Below are 25,286 nucleotides of genomic sequence, written 5' to 3'. Positions count from 1 at the left end.
TTTATTGTTGTGCTTCTTTAAAGAATGTTTGATGTTTTTCTAATAAATCGACAGTTAAAGTCGTATCCCATTTTTTTAAGTATTTTGGAACATATTTTTCCTCTACTTGCTCGCCTTCATAAAGTGCTACAGGATATTGTTTTAACAAATCTGCTCGCGCCTCAGTCGCAATGACCTTTGCTATTTCACTCGCCAATGCCTCGTCCCCTTCTTTATCTACAACGGCAACAGATTCTGTTAACGTGAAGTTACCTTCCGTTGGGTCAATATAGTCGATTGGTAAGCCCTCATTTTTGGCATCAATTGCTTGAATACGTAAGCCAAACCCTGCTGCGACTTCTCCTGTTTTCACCTTTTTAATAGGGCCAGAACCAGAACTTTCAATATGCGGTCCAGCATTTTTAATTAAATCTGCTAATACTTGCTTTCCTTCTTTTTCGCCATATTCACTCATAATCGCCTGTACTAATAGCCAGCCAGTAGAGGAGTCTAAAATATTTGGAAAAGAAACTAAATCTTTATATTCTGGCTTCGTTAAATCTTTAATTGTTTGTGGCACAGGTAGCCCTTTTTGCGCCAATAAATCTGTATTGATAAAAATAGACCCGACATTCCCTAAAATCGGTAATGCATAAGTTGAACCACCATCTAACGGCTTTAACTCAGAAGTTAGTTCGACAAACATTGATTTAGATGTTTGAGCACTTTCGATAAAGTAAGAAGCCATTGTTACCACATCTGCTTCAATATCCTTACCCTCTGCCATCATTTTCCCACCTAATTCAGATGTACCGAATGATTGGATAATATACTTTCCTTCATACCCCTTTTTATCGAGTGTGGTTTGCATTACTTCAATTGCTTCATCATCAGCATTAGAATAGATAATAACTTGATCCTTCGTATCAGCCTCCGCACCTCCACACGCTGCTAATACAATTGCAGAACTAACCGTTCCAAACATCATGACTGTCGACTTTTTCATCATTACATCTCCTTAAACTTTTCTTTATTTGTTGTTATATAGTCACAACCTAATTTCACAATGAGGTTTGTACATAAAATAAAAATTGAGAGAACAAAAATATCCGTATACTTCGCAAAATGCTGCAATTCTTTAATGCGCGTAGAGACAAGCATCGTTTTCGTACTGACAAGGAAAATTACGCCACTAACTGTCACCATGGCATTTAAAAAATAATAGCTAAACATTTGAAAAATAGTAGGTCTTATATTCGGCAAAATAACGCGAATGACCGTTTGAAGTCAAGAGTCCTTTAATAACTCTCCCGTCACTTCCCATGTTGGGTCCATTTTTTGCAAAGAGTTTTTCGCCATTAAATACGGTGTTGTAAAGAAATGGACAACCGTATAGGCAATAATGATAAAGAAGGTCCCTTTAAGCGAACTCCCATTGAAGAAAAATAAATAAGAAAGACCGAGTACCATACCTGGCACTGTATTGGTAATCATTGACGCAAAATCTAATGTACTTCTCCCTTTTAACGGTGTTCTGACATTTAGAAGTGCTGAAACAAACGCGATGCCCACACCTAAAATTGCTGTAAAAAAGGCAACAATAAGAGAATTCATATAAGCCCTTGTTAAATTTTTTTCTGCTAAAACATTTTGTACATGTTCCAATGTGAAACTAAAGTCATATGGATAGCCCTTAGTAAACGGCACGATAAACATTGTTGAGAAGATGATAAAAATCGTACTTACGCATACTAACGATAGCACTGTAAATATACTGTCTCGAAGACGATGCACGACTAGAGCACTTTGACTGACATGCTTATATTGAAAATTAAATCGATCTAGCACACTTAGCATCACGATGCCAAGTACAGCAGGTACAAGCATAAGTACGGAAATTACCGCCCCTTGCTCAAATCGCACAATAGAGCCAAGCATCGCTTGATATAGCTCTGTTGCAATCACTTTATAACCCCCACCTACCGAAGCAGGGATACCAAAATCGGTAAAACTTAAAATAAACGTTAAAATAAATGCTCCACCAATTGTTCCTATCATAGGTCGAAATACGGTATGGTAAAATCGACGTGATGGTCTATCATGCATTAGCATCGAGACAAGCAAAAAGCGTTTATCAATGTACTGCATGGAATTTTGCATTAAAATAAATGCAACAGGCAATGTGTAAAGCACATACCCAATCAACAAGCCATTAAATCCATAAATTGTCACTAAGGGCTTCCCCAGAAGTTTTGTTATAATTCCTTGATTGCCAAATGTGTAAAGCAATACAAAACCATAGGTAATTGTCGGCAAGAGCATCGGCAATGTCACCCCGATATGTACAAGCTTTTTTAAATGTTGATTCATCGTCGTAAAATGCATGGCATAGGCAAGAGCAAACGCTAAACAAGTAGTAATAACGGCAGCGACAAATGACACTTGGAAACTATTAAGAAACGCTTCCCGAATTTCAACGCTCTGTAATGCTTCTACATAGTTTTGAATCGTTACGCTATTGCCTTTTTTCAAAGACTGCCAAAACATATAAAGTAATGGCACAATTAAAAAGAACAGAAAAAAGAAGACAATTGGCAGAAAGAGAATTTTCACCATTTTATTCGTTTTAAGCATAGGATTCTCCAAACAGTTGATAGATGTTATGACGTTTAATATGAAGTTGCTTTAATATAAAGTCTTCCACAAATTGATTTTTTGGTGTTTTCAATATTTCGTGAGGTGTGCCATATTGTGAGACAGTTCCCTCATTAATGATGAGTACTTTATCTGATAATGTGAGCGCCTCCTCAGGATCATGTGTCACAATAATAGTTGTTAATTTAAATTGGCGAGCAATTGATTTAATGCGCTCCTTAATGGATTCTTTAATCACACCATCTAGCGCACTTAACGGTTCATCTAGCAATAAAATTTTCGGCTGCATAACAAGCGTTCTAGCAATAGAGACACGTTGTTTCTGTCCACCAGATAATTCGTGAATCTTTTTATGTAAATGTGGAGCGAGTTCTAAGAAATCCACATACTCCTGAATCTCAGCTTTTGACATTTGCTGTTTTTTATTTTTCAAGCCATAGACGATATTATCGTAAGCATTCAAATGTGGGAACAACGCGAAATCTTGGAAAACGATATTAAATCCTCTATCCTGCATCGATTGTTTCGATATATCTTGTCCATTGTAAAAAAGTTGCCCATCTGTTTGTTCTGTGAGACCTAAAACAATGTTGAGTAATGTCGTTTTCCCACAACCACTCGGCCCCAATAACGAAACAATTTCACCAGAATCTATCGTTAAATTTATATCTCTTAAAACATTTTTATTTTTATAACTTTTTGAAATATTTTTTAGTTCTAACAAATTGCTCACTCCTTTTGAGTTGTTAACCACAGTATAGAGACAATTTGTAAAGGGGAATCACATGTTTGTGTAAATGTTGAGTAAATTCTGACTAACTGTTGACAAACTTATTACTACTTTGAGTAAATAACAATAAGAGGTGATGTAATGTATACAGTAGAAAGGCAACAACATATTTTGCAATTCATTCGGAATAACAAGGTAGTAAAATTAGTAACCCTGACAAAAGAATTCAATGTATCGATGGAAACTATCCGAAGAGATATTCAACAACTTGTGCAAGAGAAGAAAATCGAGAAGTTTTATGGGGGTGTAAAATATATTGAACCCGTTGAAGGATTAATGGACAATCGATTAACACAGCAGTTAACAGAAAAAATTGCCATTGCCAAAGCTTGTGCTTCTTTAGTTAATAATGGTGACTGCATTTTTATCGATAGTGGCTCAACAACTTATCAAATGACACCATTTCTACTAGGCAAGGAGAAACTAACAGTCGTGACGAACTCTCTTCCTGTAGCATTTGATTTAATTGGTTCTAATATTGAAGTGATGATTATCGGCGGAAGAGTGCGACATTCGGAAAAATCGGTCACTTCAAATGACTTTCTTTTCCACTTCGACCATCTCAATATTAATAAGGCATTTATATGCGCTAGTGGCGTGACATTAGAAAAAGGAATATCCGATTTTAGTTTAGAAGAAGCGATGACGAGGAAACAGCTTATTAATATTTCGCAGACAGTTTATGTTGCAACTGATTCTACCAAATTCAATAAAGATGTGGCTATTCAAGTATGCCCGCTAGAAGAGGTCGATATGATACTTACTGATAACGGACTGCCCAAAGAAACATTACATCAATTTACGGAGGCTGGCATTCAGCTGAAGGTTGTTGATATCTAAAGCATTGTTTGAGTAAATTGTTTGAGTGACTGGCACCAATAATACGTAAAAAACCCACTTCTCGTGGGTTTTCCTTTTAATATTCAAAATTGTTTGAGTGACTGGCACTTAAATAATTTTTAAATAGCGCATCGCTTTCGCAAGTCCGTCCGCATCTACATGATCGGTAATATGTGTCGCGACCGCCTTTACTTTTTCATGTCCATTTCCCATTGCCACGCTCGTACCAACAGCCTCTAACATTTCAATATCATTCATACCATCACCAAAAGCAATGGCATCCTCTAACGTTAAGCCCATTTTCGCGAGCACTTTTTCTATTCCAGCAGCCTTGGAACCTCCTTTAGGTAAAATATCACAAGAATATTCATGCCAGCGCACGAACTGGACATTTGGAAATGCCTCATCATACAAATGTTCATCTTTCTCTTCCATAAAGATGAGTGTTTGATAAACATCGTGCTGCATATAATAAGATGAGTCTAATTCTGGGTACGGGTATTTTAACGTGTTTAAACTTACGGATACCTTGTTATGCCCCCCAACTGACGCAATCATTCGCTTGTCATCTAAAAAAACAACGGGTTCATTGCGCGCTTCTCCAAAGGCAATAATTTTCTCTAATTCTTCTTTTTCCACACCATTTGCGTAGACAACCTCGCCTTGATAAACGACGTACTGTCCATTAAAAGTCACATATGTGTCAATATCAAGCTCTTCTAGCAATGGTTCAATCATAAATGGTGCACGTCCAGTAGCAATTGCAAGCTCATATCCTTTACGACGTGCTTCTAATAGCGCTTCTTTCGCAGAAGCAGGCAATACTTTTTCACTGTTATAGAGCGTTCCATCTACATCAAAAAATAAAATTTTTTTCATCCTATAATCCCTCTCTTTATGTATGATGTTGCAAAGGCTAAATCCTTTACACAGGCATTGTTTTTAATTATAATGATCCTAAGGAGTGATGTGCCATGCTGAAGAAACTAAAGCGAAAATTGTTGAAGCGACTTCGTGGCGTACTCGGAAAAAAATCAATTGCCTAACATTTGCCCTTCATTATTTGAAGGGCTTTTCTTTATTTTAGAGTAGCTGCGTGATAATATAAAGGAAATGCATTTATTTGACTATGCGCAACCACTGTCTCATTGCTTTTCATGAAAAGTGCAAGATAAAAGTATTGAGATACAAGAAATTCAAACGCTCATTTCTTTATTCGTCTAAAGTATACTAGAAATTCGCGATTTTTTCTTGTAGTACGTGTGTGGTAATAGCCAAATGTGCAATAATAATGTACGCAATCAAAGGAGAGCAAACTATGATTTACAAAGTTTATTATCAAGAAAAAGCAAATGAGATTCCAGTTCGCGAAAACACTAAAAGTCTATACCTTGAAGCTGCTTCAGAACGTGAAGTACGTCAAAAGTTACAAGACCGTCATTACAACATTGAGTTCATTCAACTGCTTGAAGGTAACTATTTAGAGTACGAACAAGCAAGTCCGAACTTCGTCTTGGAGGAAATTTAACAAACATGAAGTTTGTTAAAAATGACCAAGCAGCTGTTTTCGCGCTCGGCGGACTGGGCGAAATCGGCAAAAATACTTACGGTGTTCAATTTCAAGATGAAATCATCTTAATTGATGCCGGTATAAAATTTCCAGAAGACGATTTACTCGGGATTGACTATGTTATTCCAGATTACACGTATTTAGTACGAAACGTAGATAAAATTAAAGGGCTATTTATTACGCACGGACACGAAGACCATATTGGTGGTATCCCTTATTTACTACGTCAAGTAAATGTTCCTGTTTATGGAGGTAAGCTTGCACTTGGCTTATTGCGCAATAAACTAGAAGAGCATGGTTTACTACGTACAACAAAACTAATCGAAATTAAAGAAGAAGATATTATTAAATTTAGAAAGACATCTGTCAGCTTCTTTAGAACAACGCATAGTATTCCAGATGCTTACGGTATCGTCGTTAAAACACCTCCAGGCAATATCGTGCACACAGGTGACTTTAAATTCGACTTTACACCTGTAGGAGAGCCTGCAAACTTAACAAAAATGGCTGAAATCGGACGTGACGGCGTTCTTTGCCTATTATCTGATAGTACGAATGCTGAAAAACCAAATTTCACAATGTCTGAACGTACAGTTGGAAAAAGTATCGATGAAATCTTCCGCAAGGTTGATAGTCGTATTATTTTCGCAACATTTGCATCCAATATTCACCGCTTACAACAAGCAACAGATGCTGCCATTAAATACGGACGGAAAATCGCTGTATTCGGTCGATCTATGGATAATGCCATTACAATCGGCCGTGAGCTAGGCTACATCAACGCACCAAAAGATACTTTTATTGATGCGCAAAGCATTAACCGTTTACCTGCCAATGAAGTAATGATTTTATGTACAGGCTCACAAGGTGAACCAATGGCAGCACTATCTCGTATTGCCAATGGTACACACCGTCAAATTCAAATCCAGCCTGGCGATACAGTTGTCTTCTCTTCTTCACCAGTACCAGGGAATACGGTTAGCGTAAATAAAATTATCAACTTACTGTTCCGTGCTGGCGCAGAAGTTATTCATGGTGCATTAAATAATATCCATACTTCTGGTCACGGTTCACAAGAAGAACAAAAGCTTATGCTACGACTGATGAAGCCAAAATTCTTTATGCCTATTCACGGTGAATTCCGTATGCTAAAAATGCATACGCATTTAGCAGAAGATTGTGATGTTCCACTGGAAAATACATTCGTCATGGAAAATGGTGATGTTCTGGCATTAAGTGCAAATGAAGCACATGTGGCAGGTCGCATCCCTTCTGGTGATGTCTATATTGACGGTAATGGTATTGGAGACATCGGTAATATTGTCTTACGTGATCGTCGCATCCTTTCTGAAGAAGGTTTAGTCATTGTTGTTGTCAGCGTTGATATGGAAAACCAAAAAATCGTTTCAGGGCCTGATATTATTTCACGAGGGTTTGTCTATATGCGTGAATCCGGCACAATGATTAACGAAGCACAAAAAATGCTAAATCGTCATCTAAATGAAACAATCCAAGGTAAAACACCTCAATGGACAGAACTTAAAAATGAAATCACTGATGTTTTAGGACCTTATTTATTTGAGAAAACAAAACGTCGTCCAATGATATTACCAATTATTATGGAAGTATAATCTTCTATATTAAGAAGCTACGCACTATTCGCGTAGCTTCTTTTTTTTGCATAGAAACTCTATTTTTCTTCGATAAAGTAATATCCTTGTGCAAGCCTCCTCTATGGATGGAGTTGAATAATTAAATCAGGACATCCCCCATTACTCTTTGTGGCAAAATAATCCGTCTTTATCATTTTTGTTCTGATAGCGCTTATTTTGTCCCACGTTTAAAAATGTTAAATGTGATTTCATAAATTTTTAAAATTTTGAAACCTCCGCCAACATTTTACGTATATAGTAATATCCTCTTAAAAAAGTGCACCATCTCTTTTCAAAAACAAATACAAAAAAATAGAATTATCCACAATAACAAAACTGTGAACAATTCTATTTCAACAATTAAAACTGAAAGTATTTATCCAATACATAGACGACCCATTGACACCCCGGCTGCAGACGAATATTTTCAATTAAACCTTTGATAATCGCTTGACTATATGTTGTATGCTCAACCTGATTTTTTAAAAGCTCCAAAGATTCCCGCTCAATAGACGGCTCTAAGTTATGAATACTTTGATCAATTAACTGTAATAGCGATTCCTGCGTTATTTCTTGATCACATGGTCTTGCTACTAATTGAGCAAGTTCCTCGGTAATAAAAGGAATTGTCGTATGTCGAGCAATTATATCGGTCTTTTCCGCTAAAGATTGCGCCAACTGATCTAGGTCGAGCGGTAAATCAGAAAATATAAATAGCTCGGCATAACTTTTCATAAACCCTTTTACACAATACATAACATCGTACTTTGTCTCTTGTAGCTCTTCCTGATACAACTGTTCAAGCATTTGGACTATAGACTTCGACATATCTGCTTCATAGGCACTCACTTTGAGAAACAACTCTTTATTTGTAAGAAAAACCTTTTCATTAAAAAAAACACGTGATGATGCTGCATGTTTTTTGAATGCTTGAAAAATATTTTTGTAGAAATCAACCAGCATGACATCTTTTTTATTCGAATTTCTGACTACGTGGTCAATGTCTGCAATAAATTGCTGTAAGTAGTAGTCAACCATTGAGAAAAGAAGCTCATCTTTTGTTTTAAAAGACAAATAAAATGCCCCTTTAGAAATACCACAGCGTTCCGTAATTTGCTGTACAGATGTTGCTTCAAAGCCTTGTTCAGAGAACAGTTCTAATGCTTTCTCCATAATTAATTGCTTTTTTAACATATTTTTAAATCTCTCCTAATGCATTTCGTTGACAAATGACTGATTAGTCATTAGTATAAATAATTGAATCTAGTAAGTCAATAAAGGGTAGGTGTGAAGGTGAAAGGTTTAGTTAATTTTGTATTGAAAAACAAATTGGCAGTGTGGTTATTAACAATTATCATCACTGTCTCAGGGATTTATTCAGGTACAAGAATGAAAATGGAATCAATCCCTGATATATCGATTCCATACTTAATTGTAATGGGCGTGTATCCAGGTGCCACGCCTGAACAAGTCATGAATGAACTTTCTATTCCATTTGAAAAATCCATTGAAAGTTTAGAGGATGTTAAAGCCGTTTATTCCACTTCCTCTTCAAACGTTGCCCAAGTGCAAGTCGAATATGACTATGGCATTGATATGGATGAAAAGAAACGTCAGTTAGAATCCGCTCTCGATAATGTAAAACTGCCTGAAGGCGCGCAAGAACCAACAATCATGGCCATTAGTATGAACATGATGCCGGTTGTCGCATTATCTGTGAGTAGTTCGAAGGAAGACATTGTTGACCTAACATCAACAGTAGAAGATTTATTACTTCCTAAAATCGAAAAAATCGACGGTGTTGCGTCAGCAACGATTACTGGTCAACACATTGAAGAAGTTTCGTTTAAATATGACGAAGAAAAAATGGCTGCTCTTGGCTTAACTGAAGATGCAGTAAAACAAATGATTCAAGCAAGTGATATGTCATTATCCCTTGGTTTATATCAATTTACGGTTGGTGAACAAGCGGTTTCCGTAGATGGTAAAGTTAAATCTATCGATGAATTAAAAGATTTATTAATACCTGTCACACCTTCAGCTACACAACCTTCTCCTTTCGTTCGTTTAGGCGACATTGCTACGATTGAAGTTGAAGGTAAAGTACAATCTGTATCTCGTACAAATGGTAAAGATGCCATTGCAATTCAAATCGTAAAAAGTCAAGATGCAAATACAGTAACGGTTGTCAATGCAGTAAAAGAGCTGATTAAAGATGAAGAAAAAAGAATTGACGGCTTAAAAATTGATATTTCACTTGACCAAGGTGCTCCAATTGAAGATTCAGTCTTCACAATGATCGAAAAAGCGGTATTCGGTGGCGCAATCGCGGTTTTAATTATCTTATTATTCTTACGCGATTTCAAATCAACTATTATTTCGATTATTTCAATTCCAGTTTCAGTTTTCATGGCATTACTCTTATTAAACTGGATGGATATTACGTTAAATATTATGACACTTGGTGCAATCACCGTCGCCATTGGACGTGTAATTGATGACTCCATTGTCGTAGTAGAAAATATTTATCGACGTATCCATTTAAAACAAGAAAAATTAACAGGTCGCGCACTGATTCGTGAAGCAACTATTGAAATGTTTAAACCAATCTTGTCTTCTACATTAGTGACGGTAGCGGTATTCGCCCCACTTATGTTTGTAGGCGGTATGGTTGGTGAATTATTTATGCCTTTCGCATTAACGATGACATTTGCTTTAGGTGCGTCATTAATAGTAGCAATTACCATTGTACCAGCTTTATCCCACTTCTTATTCCGTAAAAAAATCTACGGAGAGAAAAAGGAAAGCCAGCATCAAGAAGTTGGTAAACTAGCTAATTGGTACAGAGGTATATTAGAAAAAGCATTAAATCATAAAATCATTACATCTACGATTGCGATTTTAATGCTTGTTGGTTCCCTTGCTTTAACACCATTAATTGGCTTTAGTTTCATGGGATCTCAAGAGGAAAAGGTCATGTATTTAACATATACACCTGGTACTGGCGAGCTAGCTGATGAAACAGAAGTAAATGTAGCACAAGTTGAAAAAGAATTAATGAAACGAAAAGATATTGATATTTTACAAGTTTCAATTACTGATGCTACAAATGCTGACCCAGCAGCAATGATGATGGGTGGCACAGCTGGTGGTGCATTAATGTACCTCATCTTTGACCCAGAGATGGAAGACTTCCCTGCTGCTCGTCAAGAAGTAGAAGACTATGTATTTAATCTTGACCAATCAGGCGAATGGAAAAGCCAAAACTTCTCATCAACGTCTATGGCTTCAAACGAGGTAAGTTACACATTATACAGTGAAGACTTAAACAAGTTACGTAGCGCTGTTAAAGATGTTGAAGGATCACTCAAAGAAGTTAAAGGTCTAGAAGATGTGAAGTCTGATTATGAAGATCCATATGTAGAACATGTCTTAAAAGTAGAGCAAAAAAATGTCTTACAATATGGCTTAACGACTGCTCAAATTGTCATGGCTTTAAATTCTACTGCTTCACAAGAAGTGTTAACAACAGTTGAACGTGATGGCAAAGACATTAACGTCATTGTCAAACGTGATGCCAAGGCAGCAGCCTTATCAATCGATGATGTTTTAAAAACTGAAATTAAAACGGCTTTAGGCACAACGATGACCATTGGTGAATTAGTAAACGTTGAAGAAGGTACTACGCTTAATTCACTATCGCGCTCAAAAGGTGAATATTTCGCCACTGTATCTGCCACAATTATTGGCGATGATATTTCAAAAGCAACGACCGCAGCAGATAAAAAGATCGATAAATTAGACTTACCTAAAGGTGTGACAACAGGCGTATCCGGTGTAGCGGCAGATATGCAAGAAACATTTACGCAACTAGGTATTGCGATGTTAGCAGCTATCGCTATCGTTTACTTTATTCTTGTCGTAACGTTCGGTGAAGGTTTAGCACCATTTGCTATCCTCTTCTCATTACCATTTGCAGTCATTGGCGCATTTGTTGGCTTATATGTAACAAATCAAACGATTTCTGTATCCGTTATGATGGGTCTCTTAATGTTAATCGGTATCGTTGTGACCAACGCCATCGTACTTGTAGACCGTATTATCCATATGGAACGCGACGGACTTGGGATGCGTGAGGCCATTTTAGAAGCAGGCGCAACACGTTTACGTCCAATTTTAATGACTGCCATTGCAACAATTGGTGCAATGATTCCAATGGCAATTGGTAATGGCGGTAGTGGACTAATTTCGAAAGACCTCGCGATTACAGTAATTGGCGGTTTATTATCTTCAACATTATTAACATTAGTAGTCGTACCAATTGTCTATGAAATGCTATCCAAAATGTTAAAGAAAAACCGTAAAGATGTTGAAGAAAACTAAAGAATACAAGCAACAATCCGAAAGAGAGTGCTCCTGCAATGGAGCACCCTCTTTTTTTAAAGAATTGTTTGAGTGCCTGGCACTTCAGATATGGAGGAAATAATGAAATATTATACGAAGGAATTATATGATGAAATGCAGATATACGGATCTTTAGTATTTCCTGATTCAAAGGAGGAATGGAAGGAACTTGTACAATCATATGATGATATGGACATTGACTATATAGAGAGATTAAAAGCAGAATTAGCGTATAGAAAAAATGACTTATTAACGTTCCTTCCTGTATCACTCCACCCAGCAATTAATAAAGGAACATTTATGATCGACTATCCATCACAAGAAGAAAGAGAAGTAATAGAGCAATGTCGCAGTCGTTTTAAACATAAATTAGAAACGATACGAAATGAATGTAAAGCTAATTATGCATTAATTAAACATTTACTTCCGGAAAATGCTGTGCGAATATATGAGGATGTTTATACACATGATGCAACCGTGCTTGCTGTTGACTTCTGCCAAGAAAGACAGGAATGTATATTATTATTAAATAATATTGATGGAAATGGACAAACCGTTGATATTAAATTAACATTTACGGGAATCCACAAAATATCAAATCTTGCGCATATTATCGATGCATGGTGGATATACGATGAGGTGTATGTAACCAATCATGGTTTTGAACTACATGTATTGTTCAATGGTCCATGCGAAATGTGGGAAACAACTATTGAAGCAACAGATGTCTTCATTGAATATCTATCTTCATCGATTGCTAAAGACCTCTAATTGATTTGCGTTGCCCGGAAAAAGTTAGCCACGAATCTAACTTTTTCCGGATTTTTATCTCTCTAGTAGACCACCTTTTCCCATCTGCTTTCCCTATCCTTTGTTTACTTTTAACAACCATTATTTGTGCTTAGTAACTGATAGACAGCTTGTTCCTGCCCAAACCTTTCTAATACTTGTATTTTTTCCATACCTATTTTTTCTAGCACCCGACAGGAGGCAATATTGGCAGTTTGTGTTTCTGCTACTAGCTTGGATAATTGTAAACTAGTAAATCCATAATGGATGACCGCAGTTAAAACTTCTTGTGCGTAACCTTTACCCCAATATTGTGGCAAAAATTGATAGCTAAGCTCATAGGTTGTTTGTTCATGGTATTCATCAATCGATACTAGACCAATGAAGTCATTCGTGTTCTTTAATGATATGGTAAAGTATGAATTAGGAAATGATGATTGCAACATGCTGTTAAAGGAAGAAAGAATATAGTTTTTATCTGGAATCCCTCCAAGAAATGCTCTGACATCCTGATTACAATATAAAGAATAAATATCATCTTGATGGTGTGGCTTTAAAAACTCAATTACACAATTTTCAGTTATTAGCATACTATTCCTCATTATTAGAATTTTCTTTATTATGACAAAGACATTGTGTAAAATCAAATATATTTTCCCAAATTTACCATAAAAAAAGACTGCATCCAATATAATCTTGAATGCAGTCCCATATTCACTTTAGCTTCCCATTTTCTCTTAACAAGCCCATGCGAATGCCATCATATTAAAAGCCCTCTTTAAAACACACTTTGCAAATTCCGCTTCCTATTGCATCATGAATGTCTTTCATACTTGAATCATGTGCTTGTTTCCTTACCCTGTTGTAAACCTAACCGCGCACTTACAAACTCACTTATTTTCTCTTTCGTCCAATCAATAATGTAATTTGTGCCATCGTAAAGGGCAACGATGATTTTTTGCGATACGCTACATATTTTGGTTCCCAAAAATCTGCATATTTTAATTTAAAGTTTTTTAAGCCTTTAAAATGATAGAAATACTGGCCATGTAAAAATATTTGTGCTGCAATTTTTTCGCTTAAAAAAGAGTATCTAGATTGACCGACATTCGATAACGGAGACATGCCCATATTAAATACATGGTATCCTTGTTCTTTCGCCCATTGAAACAGCGATAAGAAAATGAAATCCATTGTACCAGACGGTGCCCCAGGTTTAAAGCGCATCAGGTCGACTGAAATTCTTTCGCCATTATCATACATAGGCATGATGCTTGCAAAGCCAATGACGCCTTCAGCTCCTCTTAACACAGCAATTTTTGAGGTGTTCAAATAATTTTCATCGAAAAAGCCAAGAGAAAATCCCTTCTCGGCCCTTCCTTGTAGCCATCTTCTTGATACTTCCGCTAGTTCAGTCATAACCTCCTGTGAGTAAGGCGGACTTAATATTGTGACCGTATAGTTCTCGCGTTCAAATCTATTTTTTACCGCCCTGCTGCCCTTCATTTCTTTTCCAGCAAATGTGAACATCTCTAAATCAACAAACGCTTCCTCTCCCAGCTTAAAAAAGCTATAACCATGCTCATGTAACACAGGGAAAATCTTGTTGTTAATTTCATAAAAAACAGGTGTATAGCCATGCCTATCTGCTACTTCCAAAAACTCCTGAATAGCCGATAATAAATCACTTTCTGGACCTACCGGATCGCCTAGTACCACGATTTTATCTGCATAGATTTGATAGGCGAATAACACCGTATTTTCTTTATTCCAATAGACAAATTTGTCATGCAAAAAAATGAGATGTGAAAACTCCGTTCCCGTATACTCCATAAGATGACTTTTGATTTTGTCTTCATGTTCTTTTGATAGTAGCTTGTACATTTTTTTAGGTCCACGTGTAAGATAACCTAAGTAAAAAATAGCGCAAGCGATGAGGATACCGATCATTGCACTGAAAAATAAATCCCGATAATCTGTAAGGATATAATATTGCAATGGTGTCGGAATATGAATTTTTGCGGTAGGTAAATTGATATAACCTATTAATAAGTACATTGCCGTAATGAAAATAACCGCCGCAAGGTCAAATAAGATAGTACCCCATGTTAAGACATAACTTTCCCGATAAAATTGTTTTTTGGATGCCATTAACAATACAGCGACTATCAGTAAAAAAATGGCTTCTTCATAATCAAAACCTTTACTAATTGAAAATAAAGCCGAACTGCTAAGCACGATAATGGCAAGTTGATAAGCCGTTTTCACTTTATATTTAATTCCCCTACACAACCCTAATAGAATAAAGCCTGCCGCAACAGTTAATTGATGGGAAATATTCATAATTGGTGATGATAAAAACTCCTGAGCGATTTTTAATCTGCTTAAAATACCTGGTACCGATGCTGATAACAATAAGACAATGCCCGAGATAAATACTAAACTGGTTAACAACATATGACTAATCTTTTGAAAAATAACATTTGGTACATCGTCCCACGACCGATTCCAACGCTCCCAATAATCTTTCATAAATAATAGTACGGACACTAAAAACGGTAGTACAAAGTAGCCCACACGATACAAAATTAATAAAAAGAGTACTTTTTCTTCGGCAATTCCAACACTTTGCGTCCCCCATAAAAAAACAAGGTCAAATGAGCCAACCCCTCCCGGAATCATGCTTACTATACCTGCACATGAGGCAATTAAAAATATCGGTATTAGCGTAGAGAGCTCCATCGGTATTTGGATGATGATTGTTAACATCCAAATGACAAAAAAGACCGCAAGCCATTCAGCAACAGAAGTAATCATTAACTGTAGGAATACTTTATACGTTAAGGCACTTCTTTTGTTATAGCGAATAAGATGCGTCACTAAAAATACAGGAACATAGAGGCTGACCACAATGACAGCAATTGATAACCAGCGAATTTCTTTTAACATTGGGAAATCCCAAAAGAACAGATACATCAACCAAGTTAACAATGAAATCCCTGTTAAATAAAAAAGAGTAACGGTAGCAATGCTCTTTAACAAGCCTTCACGATCCACTTTATATTTTGAATAAAAATAATTTCGTAGAAATACACCTACTAAACCGCCAAAGCCAATAAGGTTCGAAAATGTGTTGACGATAAACGAATTATTCACTAAAGTACGCTTGTTTATTTTCATTCCTAATAGTTTTACCAAAATAACATCGTAAAAAATCATCGGAGTAATCGCACAAAACGTAATGAAAAAAATCAACAACAGTTCCCATACTTGCAATTGACTAACTTCATTTCGCAGTAAATTTACATTTACCCCCCTTAGCGATTGTTGTATTTCGTAAATCGCTATCGCTAAAAGTATGATTGGAAATATAATTTTTAGAAACCGTAGTAATCGTTCTTTCCTAAATTTAAACATGTGCTAAACCTACTCCCCATCAGCTTTCTTAACATACTTCATAAAAAAAGTTGGATTGTATATTTAAAAAATGGAGTATTGTAAACCAACTACAATATTCCACTTCTTTCTTATTCTTTCATTGCCTTCTTCACAAAACGGTTAATATCCACATCAGCACCGATAAGAAGCATAATATCTCCAAGTAAAATTTTGTCGCTTGCTTGTGGAGAAACGATAATATCCGATCCTCGTTTTATGCCGACAATGTTAATGCCGTATTTTGCGCGGATATCTAAATCCATAATCGAATAACCGGCAATGGCATCATTGGCTTTTAATTCCATAATCGAATGCTCATCTGACAGCTCTAAATAATCGAGCACCGTATTAGATAACATATTATTCGCTATACGAATACCCATATCACGCTCAGGATGAACTACAAAATCTGCTCCAATTTTTCTTAGCACTTTTTCGTGGTAGTCATTTTGAGCTTTTACTGTAATTTGCTGAACACCAATTTCTTTTAAAATAATAGTCGTTAAAATACTTGCCTGAATATCTTCGCCAATAGCGACAATGACATGTTCAAAATTCCGAATACCTAATGAATTTAATACCGATTCATCTGTTGAATCGGCAATAACAGCTTGCGTTGCGATAGCAGCAAACTCATCTACCCGTTCAGATGAATGGTCAATCGCCATTACTTGCGCACCTTGACTCATTAGCTCACGAACAATACTCCCTCCGAAACGTCCAAGTCCAATGACGGCAAACTCTTTTTTCATCATTCAAAATCCCTCCGAAAACTACAATTACTTTATTTTAACTTATTCTCGCTTATATGTATTGTCAAAACAGGAGACCAATCGTCATTTTACCTTTTCTATCTAGTATTTTCGACATTCTATACTATTACTATAAAAAAAAGCGAGGATTTAAACATCCCCGCCTAGCAAATATTAAAATTATGCGTTACGCATTTCATCGAGAACTCGATTCACACGTTTTTCTAACATCTTCATACCGCTACCACCAGCTTGCATATGGCGAAGCTGTCCGTCTTTATCGAATACGAAGTAAGCGGGTACGTATTGGTTTTCAAAAGCATCCGTTAACTTCATTTCATTATCTACAAAAATAGGTTGTGTAATATCATGCTCTGCTGCAACAGCTTTGATCGTATCCAAATCAGTATCTGCTTCAGAACGTGGCATATGCACAGCAATAACGTTTAATTCATCTTTATATTGGTCACGGAAATTATTCACTTCCGGCATTGCTTCTTTACATAAATGACAGCTTACAGACCAAAAATGGATTAGTGTTGGTTTTTCGCCAACTAATTGTGCTTTCGTTACTTCACCATTTAACCATGTTGTTGCACCTGTAAGTTCAGGCATTTGTTCACGAAGTTTCATAAAAAATCCTCCCTTGAAAAAAATATCCCCACAAGCGTGTCGTGGGGACCCATTATTCATTTTATGCATGAATTGAGCCTTGGCGTAATTGCGTCTATATTTTTTTCAAAAAGCTCGAAAAAAATCTAGACAGTGCCAGAGTACTCCGACTTGCTCAATAGCTGTACCGCTACTGATTTCATTGCATAATTCGCATTCATCCCGCTCTTTCTAAAAGTGAAGGACTTTGCTCAATTCAATTAAAGAGTTGCTTGACCTGGGCGCCAGTTTGCTGGGCAAAGACCACCAGTTTGTAGAGCTTGTAATACACGTAAAGTTTCATCAACATCACGGCCAATATTATTATCGAATACTGTTTGATATTTTAATTCGCCTTCTGGATTAATGATGAATAAGCCGCGTAGTGCGATACCTTCTTCTTCAATTAAAACGCCATATTCTTTCGAAATCGCATGGTTCGTATCTGCTGCTAATGGGTATTTTAATTCTCCAAGGCCATTTTGCGTGCGATCTGTGTTAATCCAAGCTAAGTGCGTGTGGATTGTATCAGTTGAAACGCCGATTACTTCTGCATCTAAGTCTTCGAACTCATCATAACGATCGCTCATTGCAGTAATTTCTGTTGGACATACAAAAGTGAAGTCCATTGGGTAGAAGAACAGTACAGTCCATTTGTCTTGTGCTTTAATTTCTTCTAAAGATACTTTACCAAAAGATTTGTCTGGAAGTACTGCTTCCATTGTGAAGTCTGGGGCTTGTTTACCTACCATGCGTTCTGCCATTATAAATCCCTCCGAATAATATGTAGTTTTATATTCCATTCGCACATGCGAACCGTCTTCTACGATAGCAAAGAAAGCACAGATTTTCAACGAAGTGCACTTCGCCACGCTAATCGTTTCAAGTGTACTGACAAATTTTTGTCAAATACCCAATAAATAATCATCACTACACTATAGTTATTAGCTTCTTTTCGTAAATTTATTCTAGAATAACACAAAAAACTGCTCGAAAATAGAGAAGCTTCTTTTCTTTCAAATACATCTGCATTTTTTCCTCCAAAACGATTGCAAATTTTTCATTATTATGTATAATAGTAATGTTTTTAGTAAACTAAAAGTTTCGTTAAAGTAAACTTCATTTTCTGAAAGTTTATGATTGCTAAACTTCTTCTAGGAGGGAAAGGATGCAAATTGGAGGAAAAATTAAAGCACTTCGTTTGAAAAAAGGTCTTACCCAAGAAGAGCTTGGAGAACGTACAGATTTAAGTAAAGGCTATATTTCACAACTAGAGCGTGATTTGAATTCGCCTTCTATTGAAACGCTTTTTTCATTATTAGAAGTTTTAGGATCGACGCCCAAGGAATTCTTCGATGATGATGCACCTGAGCAAAAGGTTGTCTACACCGAGGAAGATCAATCGACTTATACAGACGAAGAAAAAAAATATGAAATTCAATGGCTTATTCCTACATCTAATGAGAAAGAAATGGAGCCCATCTTTTTGACACTTGCTGCTGACGGCGAATTCAAACAGTTTGAACCATCGCTATCAGAAACATTTATTTATATTGTCAAAGGGCGTATTCGTCTCGTTTTAGGGAATGAACAATATATAGCTAGTGAAGGCAATGCGCTCTATTTTGACGCGGCAGATCATCATCAAATTTTTAATGCCCATGACGATGAAACAAAAATTTTACTCGTCGCAACGGATTCTTATTTATAGCTTAAGGAGGCGCTTCAATGACAACAAATTCTATTATCCGCTTTGAAAATGTATCAAAATCATATAGTGACGGCACAGTCGTCCTAAAAAATATTAACTTAGAGCTTGAAAAAGGGAAGTTCTATACGTTGCTTGGTCCGTCAGGTTGCGGTAAAACAACGATATTACGCATTATTGCTGGTTTCACAGAACCAACTACAGGCGATGTGTTTTTCCACGATAAAAAAATTAACACTGTTCCAGCAAATGAACGTCAAGTGAACACAGTATTTCAGGATTATGCGTTATTTCCACATCTAAATGTTTTTGAAAATGTAGCATTTGGATTACGCATTAAAAAACTTCCTGAAAATAACATTAAAGAACGTGTTGGAGAAGCGCTAAAATTTGTCAACTTAGCCGGCTATGGCAATCGAGAAATTTCTGAAATGTCAGGTGGTCAGCGTCAACGTGTTGCAATTGCACGAGCTATTGTTAATGATCCAGAAGTAATTTTACTCGACGAGCCTCTTTCTGCGCTTGATTTAAAACTTCGTACAGAAATGCAGTATGAACTACGTGAATTACAACAACGACTTGGTAAAACATTTGTATTTGTCACACACGACCAAGAAGAGGCACTTGCCATGAGTGATGAAATATTTGTCTTAAGCGAAGGGCAAATTCAACAATCAGGTACACCAGTAGATATTTATGATGAACCCATTAACCGTTTTGTTGCCGACTTTATCGGAGAATCAAATATTGTTAACGGCGTTATGATAGAAGATTTTAAAGTGGAGTTTGCTGGGAAAGTGTTTGAATGTGTTGACCAAGGAATGAAACCAAATGAAAAAATCGATATTGTTATTCGTCCAGAAGATTTGGAAATCACAACAGTCGACAAAGGAAAACTAATTGTTAAGGTTGATACACAATTATTCCGTGGAGTCCATTATGAGCTCTCCACTTACGATAAAGCTGGTAATGAGTGGCTTGTCCATTCATTGAAGAAAGCTGAAGTAGGGACAGAAATAGGTTTAGACTTTGATCCAGAAGCCATTCATGTAATGCGCCTAAATGAAACTGAGGAAGAGTTCGATAAACGTCTAGAATCCTATGGAGATGACGAAGATGCAAACTAAAACTTCGAAATCAGCGTTATTTCCATACGTTTTATGGATTGCACTATTTGTTATTGCGCCGATTGCCCTCGTTGTTTACTACTCCCTACTAGATTTACATGGCAATTTTACGCTCAATAACTACAAAGCATTTTTTACATCTGTCTATTTAAAAATGACACTTAGTTCGTTTTGGTATGCGTTTTTAATCACCTTCTTTACATTGCTGATTTCATACCCAACAGCTTATTTTTTAACGAAGACCAAACACAAACAGCTATGGCTATTGCTCATTATTATTCCTTCGTGGATTAATCTTTTGTTAAAAACATATGCGTTTATAGGGATATTCGGTTTATATGGTCCTATCAATGCAGCCATTGAAGTATTCGGCTTTGATCCGAAGCAAATGCTATTTACTGATATGAGCTTTGTCTTCGTATCCGTTTATATTTTTATTCCCTTTATGATTTTACCAATTTTCAACTCGTTGGATCGTCTTAACCCAACCCTTGTCTACGCAGCTCGTGACTTAGGTGCTTCAGCCTTTACAACATTCCGTCGCGTTGTACTGCCACTAACAATGGACGGTGTTAAATCAGGAATTCAAGTTGTTTTCATCCCTGCTTTATCACTTTTCATGATTACGCGCTTAATTGCAGGAAACCGCGTTATTACGCTCGGTACAGCAATTGAGCAACAATTCCTTGTAACGCAAAATTGGGGCATGGGTTCAACGATTGCCGTATTTTTAATTTTATTTATGGTAATCATCATGTTCATTACGGGTCAAAAGGATAAAGGAGGTCGCGTACGATGAGCAAACTGTCCACATCTGCAAAAGTGTATTTAGCGATTGTTTTTATCGTCCTGTATGCTCCTATTTTTTACTTAGTCTTTTACTCATTCAATAGTGGGGATTCCATGACAAACTTCCAATCCTTCACATTGGATCATTATAAAGCTGTATTCGAGGATTCTAGATTACTCGTTATTTTAATTAATACGGTGATTGTGGCTTTGCTTTCTGCACTGATTTCCACAATTATTGGCACACTAGGCGCAATCGGGATCGTTACAGTAAAAGATTCGAAAATGCGCAATACCCTGCTTTCCTTAAATAATGTATTAATCGTGAGTCCAGATGTTATTATCGGTGCAAGCTTTTTAATTTTATTTACAATGGTAGGCATTAAACTGGGCTTCGCTTCAGTATTATTAGCCCATGTCGCGTTTAGTGTTCCTATTGTTGTACTGATGGTTTTACCAAAATTATTAGAGATGAATAAGTCGTTAATTGATGCGGCTTTAGATCTTGGCGCAACGAAAAAAGATGTTATGATGCGCGTTATTTTACCGTATATCCAACCAGGGATTTTTGCTGGTTTCTTTCTCGCTTTAACGTATTCACTAGATGACTTTGCTGTAACATTTTTCGTGACAGGAAATGGCTTTAGTACTTTATCTGTTGAAATTTACTCGATGGCACGTGCTGGTATTTCTCTGACAGTGAACGCCATTTCTGGTTTAGTATTCTTCGTTACAATTATAGTAGTAGTCGGCTATTATTTCTTCACAAGTCGTACGAGTAAAAGAACGGAGGGACAACAATGAAGTCTTTAATTCAAGCTACCATCGCCATACTTGTCGTCTCCGCCCTGTTAGTGTACGCGGCTGATGCAATGAGCGCTACCGGTGGTAAAAGTGGAAAAGATACATTAACTATTTTTAACTGGGGCGAATATATAGACCCCGATTTACTAAAGCAATTTGAAAAAGAAACAGGCATCCATGTCATTTACGAAACATTTGATTCCAATGAGGCCATGATGACGAAAATTAAGCAAGGTGGGACGGCATACGATATTGCTGTGCCCTCTGAGTACATGATTGAAAAAATGAAGGAAGAACATTTATTACTTCCTTTAGATAAAACAAAAATCCCGAACTTTAAAAATATCGACCCTTATTTTTTAGATTTGCCATTTGATGATAACAATAAATACTCTGTTCCTTATTTTTGGGGCACAGTTGGCATTGTCTATAATCCGGATTTAGTAGGTAACTTAGATTTCTCTTCATGGCAAGACTTATGGGATCCTTCTTTAAAACGTAAAGTCTTTTTAGTAGACGGTGCACGTGAAGTCATCGGTATGGGTTTGAACAGTCTTGGACACTCCCTGAACTCGTTAGATGACCAAGAGTTACGTCAGGCCACAGACAAACTGATTACACTCGCACCAAACGTCAAAGCGATTATTGGTGATGAGATTACACCGCTTATGATTAATAACGAAGCAGCCATCGCACTCACTTGGTCTGGTCAAGCCGCAGATATGCTATCAGAAAATGAAGATTTAGACTTTGCTGTGCCAGAAGAAGGTTCGAACTTGTGGTTTGATAATATGGTAATCCCGAAAACTTCGAAAAATATTGATGGCGCACATGCTTTCATTAACTTTATGTTAAATGCGGAATCTGGAGCTCAAAATGCAGATTATGTAGGCTACTCTACTCCAAATACTGCAGCAATGAGCTTAATGGATGAAGAAGTTATTGCTGATGAGCGCTTCTACCCTTCAGAAGAACAACGCAAAACGTTAGAAGTCTATAAAAACCTAGGACCCGATTATTTAGGGAAATACAATGAATTATTTTTAGAATTTAAAATGAGTATTCGATAAATACGAAAGAAACGAAGCCAAAAAAGTGTTAGATTGACAGCCATCAATCTAACACTTTTTTGATGGGACTGTTGATGTCCGCTACGGCAATTGGTGGCGATTGATGATTTTTAGTGGCAATTTTCTTTATTCTGTCGCCTTGTACTTGTATCATAACCATGACAGCTACCTACGACTATAATCTGATAGCCAAGCATTATTTCTTTATGATAGACTTTAGTAATGTTTTAATAGTAAATAAAGGGGGGTATTCGATGACCCAGCAGAAGTCTAATAAGGCCGCGTTGTATATTTTAATGTTTAATATGTTTATCGCAATGGGGAGTATTGGGATTATTATTCCTGTTATGCCAGAGTATTTAAAAATATTTGGAGCTGCAGGACAAGTTCTTGGCATGCTAATTGCAACGTTCGCCTTAGCACAATTCGTTTTTTCTCCAATTGCTGGGAATCTCTCAGATCGATATGGTCGAAAAAATTTGATTATCTTTGGTCTGATTGTCACTGGCCTTGGGCAAATTTCATTTGGTTTATCTACAGATGTATGGATGCTTTTTGTTGCCCGTTTCTTAGGTGGTTTAGGTTCAGCCTTTGTTGCACCGCCTATTATGGCGTTTGTGGCAGATGTCACAACGTATGAAGAACGAGGAAAAGGAATGGGCATGTTAGGAGCTGCCATGTCTCTTGGTTTTATGATTGGACCTGGTATTGGCGGGTTTCTATCGAAAGTTAGCTTGCATTTCCCATTCTTTACGGCTGGTGGAGCAGCTATTATTGCTTCTATTCTATCGGTATTTTTACTACCTTCCACAAAGCCCACTGCAGCTCAGAAAGCTCAAAAACAAGAAAATCTTGCAAAGCAGATGGTACGTTCAGTCAAAATGCCATACTTTGTCATGCTTATTATTATGCTAGTATTCTCGTTTGGCATCGCTAATTTTCAAACGACATTATCATTATTTGTAACGGACAAGTTTAATTACACGCCTGCCGATATTGCTATCTTGCTGACTGTAGGTGGTGCATTTGGTGTTATTGTTCAAATGTTTGTCATTACACCACTCTTTAAACGTTTTGGTGAAATGAAAGTTGTGTTAGTCAATTTATTTATTGCGGCTGTAGCAATTTATGCAATATTATTTGTATCTGGTTTTGCACTAATATTAATTGTTGCAACGATTTTCTCAACAGCCACTACACTAATTCGCCCTGCCGTTAACACATTAATTTCTAAACTGGCTGAAAATGAGCAAGGCTTTGCCGCTGGTCTTAATAATGCGTATATGAGCCTCGGCAATATGATTGGGCCAGCACTAGCAGGCGTTCTTTTTGATTGGAATATAAATAGTCCTTATATTTTCGGGGCAATTATTTTAATGGCCTGCTTCTTCTTAGCACTTATTTGGACTTTAAAAAAGGCGCCACATCTTATGCAACCTGACTCGAAATAATGTGAAATAGCGTTGACTAATATAGATGTTATGTTACATTTATTAGTAGAAATTTAATATCATGTTTACCACTAGGGGAGTCTTTACAAGGCTGAGACGTATATGGTCATATACGGACCCTTTGAACCTGATCTAGTTCACACTAGCGGAGGGAAGTGGCGACTCTTGCTTATTGTGTCATTATCAAATACAAGACCGCTTCCTTTTGTTTAGAGGGAGCGGTCTTTTTGTCATCCATTAGGTCGTTTTACCAACAATTCCACATGTTCTATAAAATAAAGGAGGAACTATCATGGCTATTCAAAAACTAACTATCATGGCTTTATTGGTTGCTATTGCTGTAGCAGGCTCCATATTTGTCTCGATTCCAACTGGGATTGCTCGTGCCTATCCTGTACAACATGCTATTAACGTTATCGGTGCCATTTTACTAGGGCCTGTGCCTACCATTATCGTTGCTTTGCTAACAGCCATTATTCGCATACTAACAGGCACGGGCTCTCTTTTAGCGATTCCCGGAAGTGTCATCGGTGCAGCATGTGCTGCTTTTGCTTATAAATATAGCGGCAAGAAATGGCTAGCAGGAGTTGGTGAAGTATTCGGCACAGGTATCCTTGCTTCACTAATCGCTGTACCTTATGCGCAATTATTTATGGGAACATCCGTAGCTGCATTATTTTTTATGCCCGCCTTTTTGACATCTAGTTTGATTGGGGCATGTCTCGGCATTATCATCGCGAGCAGTCTTCGGAAAACCGCACCGTCTATTCTTATTACTAAGTAGCTATGTTCAAAAAAAGATGGCACATGCTTTTTT

Annotated in this window: 21 protein-coding genes, 1 pseudogene and 1 riboswitch; of the genes and pseudogenes, 12 read left to right on the top strand and 10 right to left on the bottom strand. The window is 36.9% G+C overall.

Annotated features, from left to right (window positions below; genetic code table 11):
* Position 1: 1 nt before the first annotated feature.
* The 3 genes and pseudogenes from I5435_RS03935 to I5435_RS03925 form a co-directional block, all read right to left on the bottom strand.
* Entirely contained in the window at positions 2-985 is a 984-nt protein-coding gene (locus I5435_RS03935; RefSeq protein WP_024362209.1) for an extracellular solute-binding protein, read from the bottom strand.
* 2 nt (positions 986-987) lie between these two features.
* A pseudogene (locus tag I5435_RS03930) lies at positions 988-2,613 on the bottom strand (ABC transporter permease subunit).
* The gene (locus tag I5435_RS03925) at positions 2,606-3,358 is read right to left on the bottom strand and encodes an ABC transporter ATP-binding protein (protein ID WP_024362211.1); all 753 of its coding nucleotides are present in this window, start codon (positions 3,356-3,358) and stop codon (positions 2,606-2,608) included. The pseudogene I5435_RS03930 and the gene I5435_RS03925 overlap by 8 nt, the downstream one beginning before the upstream one ends.
* A 147-nt stretch (positions 3,359-3,505) precedes the next feature.
* Between I5435_RS03925 and I5435_RS03920 the strand changes: the two genes are divergently transcribed.
* The gene (locus tag I5435_RS03920) at positions 3,506-4,264 is read left to right on the top strand and encodes a DeoR/GlpR family DNA-binding transcription regulator (protein ID WP_024362212.1); all 759 of its coding nucleotides are present in this window, start codon (positions 3,506-3,508) and stop codon (positions 4,262-4,264) included.
* Between the two features lie 108 nt (positions 4,265-4,372).
* On the opposite strand, the gene I5435_RS03915 is transcribed toward I5435_RS03920, so the two are convergent.
* A complete protein-coding gene (locus I5435_RS03915; protein WP_337983289.1) occupies positions 4,373-5,143 on the bottom strand; it encodes a Cof-type HAD-IIB family hydrolase in 771 nt (256 codons plus the stop codon).
* A 439-nt stretch (positions 5,144-5,582) separates the two neighbouring features.
* Between I5435_RS03915 and I5435_RS03910 the strand changes: the two genes are divergently transcribed.
* Together I5435_RS03910 and rnjA are read left to right on the top strand one after the other, a co-directional pair.
* Positions 5,583-5,792: a DNA-dependent RNA polymerase subunit epsilon gene (locus tag I5435_RS03910; protein ID WP_024362214.1), complete on the top strand. Its 210-nt coding sequence runs from the start codon at positions 5,583-5,585 to the stop codon at positions 5,790-5,792.
* 5 nt (positions 5,793-5,797) lie between these two features.
* Positions 5,798-7,465: a ribonuclease J1 gene (rnjA, locus tag I5435_RS03905; RefSeq protein WP_024362215.1), complete on the top strand. Its 1,668-nt coding sequence runs from the start codon at positions 5,798-5,800 to the stop codon at positions 7,463-7,465.
* A gap of 381 nt (positions 7,466-7,846) precedes the next feature.
* On the opposite strand, the gene I5435_RS03900 is transcribed toward rnjA, so the two are convergent.
* Complete coding sequence (locus tag I5435_RS03900) at positions 7,847-8,680, bottom strand: TetR/AcrR family transcriptional regulator (protein ID WP_025218729.1); 834 nt, start codon at positions 8,678-8,680, stop codon at positions 7,847-7,849.
* 99 nt (positions 8,681-8,779) lie between these two features.
* Between I5435_RS03900 and I5435_RS03895 the strand changes: the two genes are divergently transcribed.
* Positions 8,780-11,869: an efflux RND transporter permease subunit gene (locus I5435_RS03895; protein ID WP_025218728.1), complete on the top strand. Its 3,090-nt coding sequence runs from the start codon at positions 8,780-8,782 to the stop codon at positions 11,867-11,869.
* A 102-nt stretch (positions 11,870-11,971) separates the two neighbouring features.
* Positions 11,972-12,661: a DUF4085 family protein gene (locus I5435_RS03890; protein ID WP_337983288.1), complete on the top strand. Its 690-nt coding sequence runs from the start codon at positions 11,972-11,974 to the stop codon at positions 12,659-12,661.
* A gap of 110 nt (positions 12,662-12,771) precedes the next feature.
* Here the strand turns inward: I5435_RS03890 and I5435_RS03885 are convergent, their stop codons facing one another.
* From I5435_RS03885 to I5435_RS03865, 5 genes are all read right to left on the bottom strand, one after another.
* Positions 12,772-13,269, bottom strand: a complete 498-nt coding sequence (locus tag I5435_RS03885; RefSeq protein ID WP_024362218.1) for a GNAT family N-acetyltransferase — start codon at positions 13,267-13,269, stop codon at positions 12,772-12,774.
* Between the two features lie 304 nt (positions 13,270-13,573).
* Positions 13,574-16,096: a bifunctional lysylphosphatidylglycerol flippase/synthetase MprF gene (mprF, locus tag I5435_RS03880; protein ID WP_337983287.1), complete on the bottom strand. Its 2,523-nt coding sequence runs from the start codon at positions 16,094-16,096 to the stop codon at positions 13,574-13,576.
* A gap of 110 nt (positions 16,097-16,206) precedes the next feature.
* The gene (locus I5435_RS03875) at positions 16,207-16,869 is read right to left on the bottom strand and encodes a potassium channel family protein (RefSeq protein WP_024362220.1); all 663 of its coding nucleotides are present in this window, start codon (positions 16,867-16,869) and stop codon (positions 16,207-16,209) included.
* Between the two features lie 180 nt (positions 16,870-17,049).
* Positions 17,050-17,502: a TlpA family protein disulfide reductase gene (locus tag I5435_RS03870; RefSeq protein ID WP_024362221.1), complete on the bottom strand. Its 453-nt coding sequence runs from the start codon at positions 17,500-17,502 to the stop codon at positions 17,050-17,052.
* A 239-nt stretch (positions 17,503-17,741) separates the two neighbouring features.
* On the bottom strand, positions 17,742-18,284 hold the full coding sequence (locus tag I5435_RS03865) for a peroxiredoxin (RefSeq protein ID WP_025218725.1): 543 nt from the start codon (positions 18,282-18,284) through the stop codon (positions 17,742-17,744).
* 404 nt (positions 18,285-18,688) lie between these two features.
* Here I5435_RS03865 and I5435_RS03860 point away from each other — a divergent pair, with 404 nt between their 5' ends.
* The 7 genes from I5435_RS03860 (at position 18,689) to thiW (ending at position 25,253) form a co-directional block, all read left to right on the top strand.
* On the top strand, positions 18,689-19,231 hold the full coding sequence (locus I5435_RS03860) for a helix-turn-helix domain-containing protein (RefSeq protein WP_024362223.1): 543 nt from the start codon (positions 18,689-18,691) through the stop codon (positions 19,229-19,231).
* Between the two features lie 17 nt (positions 19,232-19,248).
* Positions 19,249-20,355 carry an ABC transporter ATP-binding protein gene (locus I5435_RS03855; RefSeq protein WP_024362224.1) on the top strand — a complete coding sequence of 369 codons (1,107 nt, stop codon included), beginning with the start codon at positions 19,249-19,251 and terminating at the stop codon, positions 20,353-20,355.
* Positions 20,345-21,154 carry an ABC transporter permease gene (locus I5435_RS03850; RefSeq protein ID WP_024362225.1) on the top strand — a complete coding sequence of 270 codons (810 nt, stop codon included), beginning with the start codon at positions 20,345-20,347 and terminating at the stop codon, positions 21,152-21,154. Before I5435_RS03855 ends, I5435_RS03850 begins: the two co-directional genes overlap by 11 nt.
* Complete coding sequence (locus I5435_RS03845) at positions 21,151-21,948, top strand: ABC transporter permease (RefSeq protein ID WP_024362226.1); 798 nt, start codon at positions 21,151-21,153, stop codon at positions 21,946-21,948. Before I5435_RS03850 ends, I5435_RS03845 begins: the two co-directional genes overlap by 4 nt.
* The gene (locus I5435_RS03840) at positions 21,945-23,018 is read left to right on the top strand and encodes an ABC transporter substrate-binding protein (protein WP_337983286.1); all 1,074 of its coding nucleotides are present in this window, start codon (positions 21,945-21,947) and stop codon (positions 23,016-23,018) included. The genes I5435_RS03845 and I5435_RS03840 overlap by 4 nt, the downstream gene beginning before the upstream one ends.
* A 254-nt stretch (positions 23,019-23,272) precedes the next feature.
* A complete protein-coding gene (locus tag I5435_RS03835) occupies positions 23,273-24,469 on the top strand; it encodes an MFS transporter (RefSeq protein WP_025218723.1) in 1,197 nt (398 codons plus the stop codon).
* Positions 24,470-24,532: 63 nt separating this feature from the next.
* A riboswitch (TPP riboswitch) is annotated at positions 24,533-24,640 on the top strand.
* Between the two features lie 121 nt (positions 24,641-24,761).
* On the top strand, positions 24,762-25,253 hold the full coding sequence (gene thiW / locus I5435_RS03830) for an energy coupling factor transporter S component ThiW (RefSeq protein ID WP_024362229.1): 492 nt from the start codon (positions 24,762-24,764) through the stop codon (positions 25,251-25,253).
* The last annotated feature ends 33 nt before the right edge of the window (positions 25,254-25,286 follow it).

This window comes from Lysinibacillus sp. C5.1 (genome assembly GCF_016350185.1).
Lineage (GTDB): Bacteria > Bacillota > Bacilli > Bacillales_A > Planococcaceae > Lysinibacillus > Lysinibacillus sphaericus.
The sequence above is the reverse complement of the archived record's forward strand: the minus strand, read 5'-3'. Positions and strand labels throughout refer to the sequence as shown.

Excerpts from the sequence above, each read along its gene's own strand:
- I5435_RS03935 (WP_024362209.1), bottom strand. The coding sequence starts at position 985 with ATGAAAAAGTCGACAGTCATGATGTTTGGAACGGTTAGTTCTGCAATT.
- I5435_RS03920 (WP_024362212.1), top strand. The coding sequence starts at position 3,506 with ATGTATACAGTAGAAAGGCAACAACATATTTTGCAATTCATTCGGAAT.
- I5435_RS03915 (WP_337983289.1), bottom strand. The coding sequence starts at position 5,143 with ATGAAAAAAATTTTATTTTTTGATGTAGATGGAACGCTCTATAACAGT.
- I5435_RS03910 (WP_024362214.1), top strand. The coding sequence starts at position 5,583 with ATGATTTACAAAGTTTATTATCAAGAAAAAGCAAATGAGATTCCAGTT.
- rnjA (WP_024362215.1), top strand. The coding sequence starts at position 5,798 with ATGAAGTTTGTTAAAAATGACCAAGCAGCTGTTTTCGCGCTCGGCGGA.
- I5435_RS03900 (WP_025218729.1), bottom strand. The coding sequence starts at position 8,680 with ATGTTAAAAAAGCAATTAATTATGGAGAAAGCATTAGAACTGTTCTCT.
- I5435_RS03890 (WP_337983288.1), top strand. The coding sequence starts at position 11,972 with ATGAAATATTATACGAAGGAATTATATGATGAAATGCAGATATACGGA.
- I5435_RS03885 (WP_024362218.1), bottom strand. The coding sequence starts at position 13,269 with ATGCTAATAACTGAAAATTGTGTAATTGAGTTTTTAAAGCCACACCAT.
- mprF (WP_337983287.1), bottom strand. The coding sequence starts at position 16,096 with ATGTTTAAATTTAGGAAAGAACGATTACTACGGTTTCTAAAAATTATA.
- I5435_RS03875 (WP_024362220.1), bottom strand. The coding sequence starts at position 16,869 with ATGAAAAAAGAGTTTGCCGTCATTGGACTTGGACGTTTCGGAGGGAGT.
- I5435_RS03870 (WP_024362221.1), bottom strand. The coding sequence starts at position 17,502 with ATGAAACTTCGTGAACAAATGCCTGAACTTACAGGTGCAACAACATGG.
- I5435_RS03865 (WP_025218725.1), bottom strand. The coding sequence starts at position 18,284 with ATGGCAGAACGCATGGTAGGTAAACAAGCCCCAGACTTCACAATGGAA.
- I5435_RS03860 (WP_024362223.1), top strand. The coding sequence starts at position 18,689 with ATGCAAATTGGAGGAAAAATTAAAGCACTTCGTTTGAAAAAAGGTCTT.
- I5435_RS03855 (WP_024362224.1), top strand. The coding sequence starts at position 19,249 with ATGACAACAAATTCTATTATCCGCTTTGAAAATGTATCAAAATCATAT.
- I5435_RS03850 (WP_024362225.1), top strand. The coding sequence starts at position 20,345 with ATGCAAACTAAAACTTCGAAATCAGCGTTATTTCCATACGTTTTATGG.
- I5435_RS03845 (WP_024362226.1), top strand. The coding sequence starts at position 21,151 with ATGAGCAAACTGTCCACATCTGCAAAAGTGTATTTAGCGATTGTTTTT.
- I5435_RS03840 (WP_337983286.1), top strand. The coding sequence starts at position 21,945 with ATGAAGTCTTTAATTCAAGCTACCATCGCCATACTTGTCGTCTCCGCC.
- I5435_RS03835 (WP_025218723.1), top strand. The coding sequence starts at position 23,273 with ATGACCCAGCAGAAGTCTAATAAGGCCGCGTTGTATATTTTAATGTTT.
- thiW (WP_024362229.1), top strand. The coding sequence starts at position 24,762 with ATGGCTATTCAAAAACTAACTATCATGGCTTTATTGGTTGCTATTGCT.